This is a genomic window from Paenibacillus sp. F024, assembly GCF_057814255.1.
Genome location: NZ_JBVASZ010000141.1, coordinates 1 through 300 on the forward strand (window position 1 = coordinate 1; position 300 = coordinate 300).

Sequence of the window (300 nt, forward strand, 5' to 3'; positions counted from 1 at the left end):
ACGGATGAAGGGACTCCGCAAGGCGTCCCCCTGAGTCCGCTCCTCGCAAACATTCTACTGGATGATCTGGACAAAGAATTAACGAAGCGTGGCCTGCGGTTCGTCCGTTATGCGGACGACTGCACCATCTTCGTAGCCAGCAAGCGCGCTGGTGAACGCGTATTGGAATCGGTGATTCGCTTTGTAGAAGGGAAGCTAAAACTGAAAGTGAATCGAGACAAGAGTGCGGTGGACCGACCATGGAACCGTAAGTGTCTCGGGTTCAGCTTTTTGTCGAACACGCAGGCGACCATACGGCTA

The 300-nt window shown here is 54.0% G+C and carries 1 protein-coding gene; it reads left to right on the forward strand.

All coding sequences use genetic code 11. The features are described 5' to 3' along the window. Nucleotides 1-300 (forward strand): reverse transcriptase domain-containing protein (locus ACZYR9_RS27710; protein ID WP_488981507.1); only part of this gene is annotated, 300 nt, incomplete at both ends.